The 8,977-nt window shown below is 40.2% G+C and carries 4 protein-coding genes and 2 pseudogenes; 4 read left to right on the forward strand and 2 right to left on the reverse strand.

Annotated elements, in window-relative coordinates; translation table 11 throughout:
- Positions 1–112: 112 nt before the first annotated feature.
- The 4 genes and pseudogenes from ACFE90_RS32440 to ACFE90_RS32455 all read left to right on the forward strand — a co-directional run.
- Positions 113–313, forward strand: a pseudogene (locus ACFE90_RS32440) (transposase); the annotation flags it as partial.
- Positions 314–358: 45 nt separating this feature from the next.
- Positions 359–1,549: a sigma-70 family RNA polymerase sigma factor gene (locus ACFE90_RS32445; RefSeq protein WP_375506425.1), complete on the forward strand. Its 1,191-nt coding sequence runs from the start codon at positions 359–361 to the stop codon at positions 1,547–1,549.
- 25 nt (positions 1,550–1,574) lie between these two features.
- Positions 1,575–2,780, forward strand: a complete 1,206-nt coding sequence (locus ACFE90_RS32450) for a DUF1822 family protein (protein WP_375506426.1) — start codon at positions 1,575–1,577, stop codon at positions 2,778–2,780.
- 108 nt (positions 2,781–2,888) lie between these two features.
- Positions 2,889–5,276: a CHASE2 domain-containing protein gene (locus ACFE90_RS32455; RefSeq protein ID WP_375506427.1), complete on the forward strand. Its 2,388-nt coding sequence runs from the start codon at positions 2,889–2,891 to the stop codon at positions 5,274–5,276.
- Between the two features lie 49 nt (positions 5,277–5,325).
- Here the strand turns inward: ACFE90_RS32455 and ACFE90_RS32460 are convergent, their stop codons facing one another.
- Entirely contained in the window at positions 5,326–6,828 is a 1,503-nt protein-coding gene (locus tag ACFE90_RS32460) for an HlyD family secretion protein (protein ID WP_375506428.1), read from the reverse strand.
- Positions 6,829–6,866: 38 nt separating this feature from the next.
- Positions 6,867–8,939: pseudogene (locus tag ACFE90_RS32465) on the reverse strand (peptidase domain-containing ABC transporter); the annotation flags it as partial.
- Positions 8,940–8,977: the final 38 nt, after the last annotated feature.

The following is an 8,977-nucleotide window of genomic DNA, read 5'->3' on the forward strand; positions in this document are numbered from 1 at the left end:
AAGCAACTTGCGTAATTTTAATCACCAATGCAAAACTTCTCAGACATCCTCTTAGAAAGTGGGGAACTGAAGTCTTAGAGCAAGTCAGTATAGATTTTTGCATTGGTTATAAAACTTCACTTTTATCCGATGGTTTGATGAAATAATAGCTTACTTTGATAATAGGACAACAAGTGTTGCTGTTGTTCGCGTAGCGTTCCGCAGGAAAGGCATCAATAACAAACTTAAGCCAATTAAGCGTTCAACTTATGGCTTCAAAAACTTTAATAATTTTAGAGTAAGATGCTTATTAAATTGGCATTTTAATTATTAGTTTAGCATAACAAGTACTGAATCACCTAAATTTTTTAAACTGCTTATGCGTCCTCGTCAAAAAATTATCGAGATGTTCTCAACCTTCGTTGACTTAGAAGGAGACAGATTCAGCAAATGGTTGATTGATATCAAACTGCATCGAAATATTCAAAATTGCTTGGAGTCTTCACCATTCGTCTCTAACTCAGAAAATTTTTGGGCTTTACATTGGCACAAGTGCTGGCGAGAGGAATCTAATAGCCTTGCTAGAAGGCATTTGTCTGCTTATTTACAAGAACCAAATTATTGGGCTGCTAAAAAAACAATTGCCAAATTTACAAATAGTCAACACAGCCTAGCAGATTATTTTCAAATGGCGAATGCTGAAATTGAAACAATTCTCAAAAACTTTAATCTAGAAAAATGCTCTAGCTTAAAAGCCTATGCTATTATGGCAGTCCCCACTCGGCTAAAAGATATTTTGCGCCAACGCAAGGAAGCTGATATTTGCACAAATTGGGCATTGTTACGGAAAGTAAGCAAAAAACAGTTATTAGAAGCTCTTACTCAAGCTGGATTATCACCTATTCTAATTGCCCAATATCGACTAGCTTGGACTTGTTTCAAAGAACTGTATGTTCAAAACCAACCAGGTGGCACAAAGTCACTACCAGAACCAGAACCCCAACTTTGGGAAGCTATTGTCAACCTCTACAACCGCGAACGCCAAAATCAGTTAAATCAACCTACTCCAGAATCCACAAGAGAGAAAATTGAACAGTGGCTAACCCAGGCAGCTATCTACGTGCGTGGTTATCTGTATCCACCTGTTAGTTCTTTAAATTTAGCGATACCAAAAGATGACTCCACAACAACTTTTGATTTGCCAGATCCATCCTCTGAATCATTAATCGCTCAGATGATAGCCCAAGAGGATGCCCAAAACCAACAAAATCAACAATCTCAGATTGAGGCTGTTTTGTTAAAAACTTTACAAACTTTTGAGGCAAAAAGCCAGGAAATACTTAAACTTTACTACCAACAGGGGTTAACTCAGCCACAGATTGTACAACGTCTACAAATGAGTCAGCCTACTGTTTCTCGCCGACTGCTCAAAGCTAGAGAATTAATGCTAGCAGCGTTGATCCAATGGAGTCAAGATACGCTTAATATTTCTGTGACTTCCAACTTAGTTAATGATATGAGTAGTGCTTTGGAAGAATGGTTGAAAGTTAAATATGGGGAATCTAGCTAACGTTATGAAAGATGAGGTAGTAAAAATGACTTACGCTTTTACAGAACCGCAGGAACTATTGTTAGAAATATCACCATCATTACAGACAAGTTCTTGGCAAGAAAGCCAAATGTACGCCACACCTAACAGTCGCTGGCGTGCTTACATGAATCAAATTTGCCTTCATGGGTTTTTGAATTGGGTAAAAGCTGAATATGTTCCAGAAGTAAGTATCTGGTACGGTTCCCCTGGTTTTCCTGCTTTTTGGGAATTTGTCAATGGCGCAGCAATTTTGTTAAAGGAAAAGCGAGTCGTTTTAATTCCCAGCGAGGCAATTGATGATAGTGAGTTAGAAGTTCCTCAAGAATGGGTAGACATTCCCAGTTGGGCAGCAGACTATTATTTAGCAGTGCAAGTCACACCAGATGGCGAGTGGGTAAGAATTTGGGGCTACATAACCCATCGTGAACTTAAATCACTGGCATACTATGACCAAGTAGATAGGACTTATTGTATAGATGCACGGCACTTAATTAAAGACCTTAATGCTTTTTGGATGACCTACCAATTTTGTGGAACAGAGGAGATGAAAGCGGAGATCGCTCCACTACCAGAATTATCGACTGTTCAAGTAGAAAATCTTGTACAACAGTTAAGTAATTCCTCTGTAACATTTTCGAGACTTGCAGTGCCATTTACAACCTGGGGAGTGCTACTGGAGAATGAGCAGTGGCGGCAGCGTTTGTACCAAGAAAGGTTGCGATATCTACGACAAGCTGCGCCTACGCAATTTTCACAAGTACAAGTGAATCTCAGTCATTGGTTGGAGCAGATTTACGATGCTTCTTGGCAAGCTATAGAGACTTTTTTTGAGCCAAACTCCAGTAGCCTAGCTTTTAATTTCCGTACTTCTTCTGGGTTAAATGCTGCTGCTATCAAACGCGCCAAGCTGATTGATTTAGGGATAGAAATAGAGGCTCAAAAAGTTATTTTATTAGTTGCCTTAATACCAGAAGCTAACCAACAAGTTAGGATTCGCGTGCAGCTACATCCAGCTTGTAATCAACCTTACCTACCCGCTAATATCAAGCTAGTTTTACTTTCAGATCAAGGGGAAATACTTCAACAAGTACAAGCAAGAATTCAAGATATTTATGTGCAGTTTAAACTCTTTGATGGGGAAGTGGGAGAATGTTTTAGCATCCAGGTTGCTCTTGATAGTTGCCAGATTACAGAAAGTTTCGTGATTTAGTTATTAAGAGCCAGACTGAACAAGTTTTCTAACAGCCGCGCACAGCCGAGTCGAATTAACATTCATTAGTAAGCAAGTTAATCACGAATGGCAAAGTCCATTTAACTTATGAGTAAGCTAGTTGTCTTCAGCTTCTTGGGAGGAGATTTAAATCAAGGATTTCCTGTTGTCACGGCTCAACTTTGGTGTCATAACCAATTTGTACCCGTGAAATTAATAGGGAGTCTACCGCCAGCACCAGAACTAAGCGAACTCTACCGCAGATGGCAGTTACTCTACGCAGCAGTTCATCAACGTCTGGGTAGCAATCAACGGATAAAAGTACATTCGCAAGATATAACCAATATTTCTGTCAATGACTTCAATGAAGTGTCTCAACAGCTACAAGCCAATATCAATGCTTGGTTAAAATTTGAGTCATTTCAGAATATTGAACAGCAGTTGCGAACTCTACTCAGTCGTAATGATGAAATTAGAGTAATTATTGAAACAAATATAGTTCTACTGCATCGCTTGCCTTGGCATCTGTGGCATTTTTTTGAAGATTACCCGAAAGCGGAATTAGCTTTGAGCAATCATGAGTATGAATCTCCTCAACTATTACAAAAATCTCCTACAGGTAAAGTTAAAATTTTAGCAATTCTAGGCAATAGAGTCGGTATTGATATTGATAAAGACGCCTCTTTATTACAAGGTTTAACAGATGCTAAAACCACCTTTCTTGTAGAACCAACACGACAAACACTTGACGAGTATCTATGGAATCACGATTGGGATATTCTATTTTTTGCCGGACATAGCAATAGTCTCACTGACGGAGAGATTGGGGAAATTTGCATCAATCAAACAGAAAGTTTAGCAATTTCGCAGTTAAAAAATGGACTGAAGGCAGCAATTAGACGCGGTTTGAAACTGGCAATTTTCAATTCTTGTGACGGAATTGGTTTAGGACGAAATTTAGCTGATTTAAATATTCCCCAAATGATTGTAATGCGGGAAGGAGTGCCAGATTTAATAGCACAGGAATTTTTAAAAAACTTTCTTACCGCCTTTGCAGATAGCAAACCATTTTACTTGGCTGTGCGAGAAGCGCGAGAAAGACTTCAAGGACTAGAAAATGAATTTCCTTGTGCCAGTTGGTTGCCAGTTATCTGTCAAAATCCTACAACTGTTCCTACTACGTGGCAAGAACTATGCGGTAATTTTGCTGATCCTAAATTTGTAGATGAAGTTTCGACAAAAGGTAAAATTGCAACACCAAAATTCAAACTTTGGACTGTACTACTTAGTACTTTGATTGTGGCTATTTCAACAGCAGGTTTGAGATACTTGGGAATCTTTGAGAAAATCGAACTGCAAACTTTCGATCAAATGCTACGGTTGCGACCTAAGGAAGACCCAGATCCAAGGTTGATAATTGTAGAAATTACTGAAAGAGATATTCAATCACGACAAGAGATGACCAAAGGAATGAAATCCATTTCGGATAGCACGTTAACTAAATTACTCAACAAATTACAAAAGTATCAGCCGCGAGTTGTTGGACTGGATATTTATAGAGACTTCGCTGACTCCCCAAATAAATCAAATCTAATACAACTTCCGACTGAACTTAATAAAGAGAATGTTGTTGTTGTCTGCAAAAGCCGCGATAGTAAATATGACACCCAAGGTGTTAAACCTCCGAAAGATGTACCTGTAGGACGTCAGGGTTTTACTGATGCAATTCAAGACCCAGATGGTATCGTCCGTCGCCAAATTTTGATGATGGCACAAGAGCCTTCTTCGACTTGTACAACGCCTTATTCGCTTTCGTTGCAATTAGTTGCTCGTTACTTATCTTACAAAAATATTCAACCTAAATTTAATGAAGATTATGTACAGTTTGGCTCTAAAGTATTTAAACGTTTAAAACCTAGTCGCAGTGGTGCCTATCAACAAGGAGTTGATTTAGGTGGAAATCAAATACTTGTCAATTACCGTAATACAGATTATCAGAGAGTTTCCCTTGATGATGTATTGAGTGATAAATTTGACCATAAATCACTTAAAGATAAGCTAGTGATCATTGGAGTGACAGCTAATACAGTCAGCGATACTTGGTCAACTCTCTATAGTACTGCACAGCAAGATTACCAAGAAATACCAGGGATATTTATACAAGCACAAATGGTTAGCCAAGTTTTGAGTGCAGTTTTAGACCAACGTCCAATTCTTTGGGTTTTGCCTTACTGGGGCGATATTCTCTGGATATGCGGCTGGTCTGTAGTTGGGAGTCTGATTATTTGGCGGGTGCGATCGCTCTCACATAAAAGATATACCATCTTTGTGACAGTTGTCATATTATATGGAGTTTGTGCGATCGCTCTTTTAAAACAAGGGTTATGGTTGCCATTTATTCCTTCTGCCTTTGCTGTGATTGCAAGCGGTGTTGTTGTAATGTTGATTAAACGCCGTCAGGAATTTTTCCCGATTTCACAACCCTTAGTTGAATAAGATTTTCCTTTATAACTGAAAAATAACGTCAATTTGGCGATTGGCGATCTCAAAAATCCGTCATTAATTTTGCTTTGCGGAGCACAAATTGCAGTACAGTTTCTTCGCGGGTAATAATATCAACTCTGCCATCCATACCCAATTGAATTTGACATTTCTTTGTACTGCGACCTAAAGCAAGGTTCTCTGGTTCAATTGTGACTTCGTAAAAAGCACCTACAGCAGTTGCTTTTGGGGTAGAGTTCGTATTAGCATCTGCATCGTTTTTTTGCGAACTAATAGCATCAGGGGAAATCGCTTTGACAACGCCATTGAGAGTACCGTAATCAGGATAAGGACAAGCACTAACTCGCATTTGCACCTTTTGACCGACTTTTATCTTACCTTTTTCCTCAGAACCGACAGCTGCTTTGATAACTAAAGGTGCATGACTAGGAACAATTTGGACAACTTCCTCCCCAGCCCGGAGAGTTTGACCGGGGTTTCTCAAATTGAGCTTGGAAATAATCCCGTCTGCTGTAGCGGTAATAGTAGTTTGCTTCAGGTCAATTTCAGCTTGCTTGAATTCGCTAGTATCGCGCTCTAATTGTTTTTCCGTTTCAATTTTCTGTTTTATAAGTGCTTGAAGTTCTCTTTCTAAAGATGCTTTATTTACTTCCCCAGAAGCTTTTTCTTGAGCAATGCGTTCAGTCGCCATTGCTACCTCTGCGTTGCTGGGATTGAGAGCTGCTTGAGCGCGATCGCGTTTCGCAATAGCCCCATTAACAGCTTGTTTTAGCCGTTCATTCGTTTTTTCTTGGGCTTTATAAGTGGCTTTTTGCGCCTGTACAGCTTGTTGTTGCTGTTTGACAGCCAGCTGTACTTCTTCTAATTGATCGCGAGATAATGCCCCTTGTTTAGCAACACTTTCATATCGGTTCTGCTTTGATGTCGCTGCTCCTAAAGCCGCCTCAGTTGCGTGGAGATTAGCTAATGCTGATTGTAACTGTGCTTGCCCTGCATATAATTCTTCTTGAGCCATTTTGACATTGGCTGATGCTTCTTGAAGTTCAGTGATACTGATAATTTTTTTGTCTTGATGATCGCGATCGCGTCCCTGCAATTCAGCTTTAGCAGAGGCGATAGTCCGATTGGTGCGATCGCTTTCAGCTCGAATTTGACTATCGATTGCATTAATTTGGGGAACGGTTTGAATTAGTTGTAACCTAGCTTGTTGAATATTGGTTTGCAGCTGGTTTTTTTTTGTTTGCAATCGAGAGTCATCAATAGTAGCAATTATATCTCCTTTTTGCAGCGTTTGATTTTCTTTGACGTAAATCTGCATTACCTGTCCTTCTGTCGCCGCCTGCACAATTGGCAATTCACCCGCAGGACGGACAACCGCTTGCCCAATCACCGTAACTTTATATTTAGCAACCGCAGCCACAGGAACAGCTAACGCCAAGGCAAACACGATAAATAGTCCGCCAAATGTAGTCCAACGACTAATTGGTGGGAGAAACTCATTGTCTTGAACTAAGGGTAAAAAATTTGTTTGAGACTTACTAATCATAAGTTATAAATATCTCTAAAATGTCTAATCAACATTAACTAATTACGAAAAAGTAAAGAAGATTTCAATCCATTACCATTATTAGAAGAATAAATTTCATCAAGAAAGCTTAAATGTTCTCCAGGGATATGGCGTAATTCTTCTGGAGTTCCTTGAATTTTTAAGCGACCATCTTCAAGCAATACAATCCAATCAGCCTGTTTGATAACTTGAGGACGATGGCTGATCATAATTGTAGTTTTACCTTGACGGTGATTAAGTAATCTATCCAAAACTTGGGTTTCACTTACTGGGTCAAGAGCGCCTGTAGATTCATCTAGAATTAATACAGGTGGGTCAATCACAATTGCTCTAGCTATAGCTAATCTCTGCCTTTGTCCACCAGAAATATTTGCACCAAATTCGCCTAAAACAGTTTGATATTTATCAGGTAATTTGCTAATAAATTCATCTGCTCCAGCAATTTGGCAAGCAAGGACTATCTCCTCAAAACTAATGTTGGGATAACTGAAGTGAAAATTTTCCACAATCGAACGACTCCAAAAATGAGGTTCTTGAGGAACCAATACGACTTGCTGTCGCAAACATTCTAAAGATAAGTCTTGCTGGTTGTATAAACCATAACGGATGTTACCAGATTTAACTTGATATAAACCAGTAATTAATTTGCCAAGGGAGCTTTTCCCACAGCCAGATTGACCGATTAAGGCTATTACTTTACCACCAGGAATAGTTAAAGAAAAATTTTCTAACAGGTCAGTTCTACCAGGATGGTGAAAGTTAACTTGAGAACAACTAATCTCTGCATTGCCAGGAATTTCTGCCCAAGGTTTTTTAAAGTCATTTTCATCTTCTGGGGTAGAATCTATCACTTCTGTCAAGCGTTGAACGACAATTTGAGCAGTGATAAATTCATCAATTAGCCCAACTGCTGACTCTAAAAAGCCAAGAAAGCTACCACTCATACCGCTATACGCCAGCAGTTGACCGATGGATAATGTCTGATTAATCACCAAGCTAGAACCTAACCAGAGTATGCCAATACTCGTCAACTTGGAAAGAATACTAGTGACTGTGCCACTGTAAAGCTCCAACTTCATCGTAGTCCAGTCTAAGTTAGCAAGGCGACCAAAATTTGTCTGATATTCTTGCCAAGCTTGCGGAGTCGCTTGGGTGGTTTTGAGGACTTGAACACCGCGAAAGGTTTCGACTAAAAAGCCTTGATTTTCTGTACCTTTAACGATGAGGCTGCGGGTTTTCTGGCGCAAGGCGGGAAGAAAAAGCAGGTTAACAAAAGTGACGATCGCAAAAGCGGCAACGGAAGCGAGAGTCAGTTGCCAACTATAAAAGAGCATGAAACCCAAGGAAACCAGAGCCACAAAAAATTGACTGGGTAAACCAAGGACAATTTGAGAGACTAGATTATTGATGGTATGAACATCTGCAATCCGGCTAACGACTTCCCCACTGCGGCGTGCTTCAAAATATGATAGCGGTAAGCGCAACAGTTTTCGGCCGTATTCTAGAATTAGCCCGTATTGCAACCGTTGACCAAAATGACCAATCAGGTGAGATTGTACCAAACCAATGGCGCTTTGAATTAGATTCATGGCAATGACGCCAATTGCCACTGTCGTTAGCAGTTGGGTATCTCCCCGCACTAGCACATCATCGGTGAGGAGTTGCATCATTAAAGGAGAAGCCAGGGACAACAGCCCGATCGCAAAGTTGATAGCGATCGCCTGAACCAAAAGATTGCGATAGGGCATAACGCGGGCAATAAAGCGCCCAAAACCGCCAATTTTATCTTCTGGTTGCTTATAGAAGCGGCTATCGTCTGGCATCAGCAGCAGCATCACACCATCACTCCAACCCGCAATTAACTCCTTGGAGGTGAGGTACAAGATGCCGACGCCAGGGTCAGAGATGACATATTTTTTCCCCTTTTTCCCGTACAATACCACCCAGTGATAACCTTTCCAGTGAATGATCGCTGGTAAAGGAACTTCATTTAATTTCTCAAGCAGTTCTGGGGTAGCTTGAACTTGACGGGCATGGAATCCCAGGGTTTCTGCTCCCCGCCTTAAACCTAATAGGGGAGCGATGCGATTTTGTGAGATGCCTTACTTCGTTTGGGCAGGGGGCAGGG

This window comes from uncultured Nostoc sp., from assembly GCF_964245445.1.
Taxonomy (GTDB): Bacteria; Cyanobacteriota; Cyanobacteriia; order Cyanobacteriales; family Nostocaceae; genus Nostoc.